Here is a 2,534-nt window from a genome sequence, read left to right on the forward strand (position 1 = left end):
ATATAAATCTTAAACGAACAATAAATATAAACTTATGAAACTAAAAACAATTTTAAAATTTGTTGTATTCGCAATCTTTATCAGTTGCGGAAATGATTCAAATAGCGAAGCATTTATTGAAAAAGCAACTGGAAGATATTTATACAATTCAGATGAAGTAATTAAAATTTATTTTAATAAAAATGAATTATTTATGGAATGGCGAGGAGCAAAAAGTATTAAGCCATTAAAAGTGAATGAAACTACTTTTTTTGTAAAAGAAATGAATGAGAAAATTCAGTTTTTAACAAATCCTGAAAATAAAAAAGATTATATTGCTTTAATACCAAAAGAAGAAAACAAACCAATTACTTTTAACTTCGTAAAACTTGAAGAACACGAAAATATTCCAAGTGAATATTTAAAAAACAATGAGTTTGATAAAGCTCTAGAAGGTTATTTAAATATTCAACAAAATGATTCTTTAGATACCGCAATAGAAGAAAGCAACTTCAATAAATTAGGATATAAAGAATTAAGAGATAAAAATTATGAAAATGCAATTCGCATTTTTGAAATAAATGTTGCATTATACCCAAACAGTTCAAATGTTTATGATAGTTTAGCTGAAGCTTTCATGAAAAGTGGCGATACCGCAAAAGCTATTACAAATTATAAAAAATCACTAGTAATAGATTCTGGCAATATCCAAGCAAAAAAAAATATTGAAAAGTTAGAAAATCCTAACAGTAACAACTAAAAAACAACCATGAAAACTTTACAAAACTGGTTTGATGAATATGCCATTAGCCATCAACACAAAACAAATCAGAAAATACACTATTTTTGCGTGCCAGCCATATTTTTTAGTATTGTTGGAATGCTTATGAGTATACCAACAAATCTAATTTCTAACTTTACTAAAATAAGCAATCCTTTTATCGAAAATTGGGCCTCTCCTGTTTTAATACTATTACTGCTATTTTATATTCGATTGTCTTTTTCAATATTTGTTAGAATGTTAACATTTTCTATTGTATGTCTTGTTGGTAATTATTTTTTATCAACAACTTTTCCTTTATTTTACACATCTTTATTTATTTTTATAGTTGCATGGATAGGACAATTTTATGGGCATAAATTAGAAGGGAAAAAGCCTTCATTTTTTAAAGATTTACAATTTTTATTAATTGGACCTGCTTGGGTTTTTGAAAAGCTCTCTAAAAAATAATTTATAATGCACTGAAAAACACCTAATTAATAGTCATACTTAATGGAACCAATTAAAATTTTCACATTAAAATTCTAATTAAAAAACAATCTAAATTAAATTTAGAATGAAACAAATACTTCAAATATTTTTTCTTTTATTCTTAACTTCAATTTTTTCTCAACAACAAGACTTTGAAGTTTTAAATACATCTATAAATTCAAAAGATGCTGAATTTGGAGTTACTTATTTAAACGAAAATACCATATTTTTTGCATCATCAAAAGAAAATGATGATGATAAGACATTCAAAAAAGATAGACGAAAAAATAACCGTCAACTTCACTTAGAATTATATAAAGCTGTTGTTCAAAAAAATGGAGATTTAATTCAAATCAACAAATTTTCCAACGAAATAAATAATAAATTTTTTGAATCTGATATTACATTTACTTCTGATAGAAAAACTATTTATTTTACTTGGAATAATTTTTACAACACTGAAAAAAGAATCGATTCGGCCAAATGGAGAACTTTACAAATAATGAAGGCTGATATAAATGAAAATTTAGAAATTTCAAATATTCAGCGTTTACCCTTTAACAGTGAAAAATACTCAGTTAGAAGCCCTGAAGTGAGTAAAGATAACAAACAATTATTCTTTGTTTCTGATATGCCAAATGGATATGGAAAAACGGATATTTATGTTGTAGATATTTTAGATAAAAATAGTTATAGCAAACCAAGAAATTTAGGACCTAACGTAAATACAAAAGAATCAGAGTTATTCCCATATATAGGACAAAACAGTACACTTTACTTTTCTTCATATGGGCATAAAGGAAAAGGCTTGTTAGATATTTTTAAAAGTAATTTTAAAAATGGAAATTATCAAAAAGCGGAAAACCTACCAAGCCCTTTCAATAGTGAATTTGATGATTTTGCATTTGTAATTAATGTAGCAAAAAACACAGGGTACTTTACATCTAATCGTGAAAACGGAAAAGGAGATGTAGATATTTATGCCTTTATACCAAAAGAAAAAGTAATTGAATGCACAAAAGTTATTACAGGATTAATTACAGATATAGAAACTCAAAAACCTATTGATAAAGTTCTTATTTCTTTATATAATAATGATGTTTTACAAGAAACTAAAATCATAGTAAAAGACTCTAAATATAGTTTTAAGTTGAATTGCAATGAAAATTATAAAATAATTGCTAAAAAAGAAAACTACAACACTATAGAATTTGAAATTGTCCCTGATAATACTATTAACAATGAAATTTCTAAAAACTTAGAATTAACTCCAATTGAATGCAATCAATTAGTTACTGGAAAA

2 protein-coding genes and 1 pseudogene are annotated in these 2,534 nt (G+C 25.3%); all 3 read left to right on the plus strand.

The annotated features are described in order from the left end of the window. Positions 1–34 precede the first annotated feature (34 nt). Positions 35–739, plus strand: coding sequence for a tetratricopeptide repeat protein (locus tag ABY863_RS13400; RefSeq protein ID WP_372795662.1), 705 nt, complete (start codon positions 35–37; stop codon positions 737–739). Positions 740–748: 9 nt separating this feature from the next. After that, on the plus strand, positions 749–1,210 hold the full coding sequence (locus ABY863_RS13405) for a DUF962 domain-containing protein (RefSeq protein ID WP_372795664.1): 462 nt from the start codon (positions 749–751) through the stop codon (positions 1,208–1,210). 106 nt (positions 1,211–1,316) lie between these two features. Further along, positions 1,317–2,534, plus strand: a pseudogene (locus tag ABY863_RS13410) (flagellar motor protein MotB); the annotation flags it as partial.

Origin of the sequence: Lutibacter sp. (assembly GCF_041562875.1) — a bacterium.
Classification (GTDB): Bacteria; Bacteroidota; Bacteroidia; order Flavobacteriales; family Flavobacteriaceae; genus Lutibacter.

Excerpts from the sequence above, each read along its gene's own strand:
- ABY863_RS13400 (WP_372795662.1), top strand. The coding sequence starts at position 35 with ATGAAACTAAAAACAATTTTAAAATTTGTTGTATTCGCAATCTTTATC.
- ABY863_RS13405 (WP_372795664.1), top strand. The coding sequence starts at position 749 with ATGAAAACTTTACAAAACTGGTTTGATGAATATGCCATTAGCCATCAA.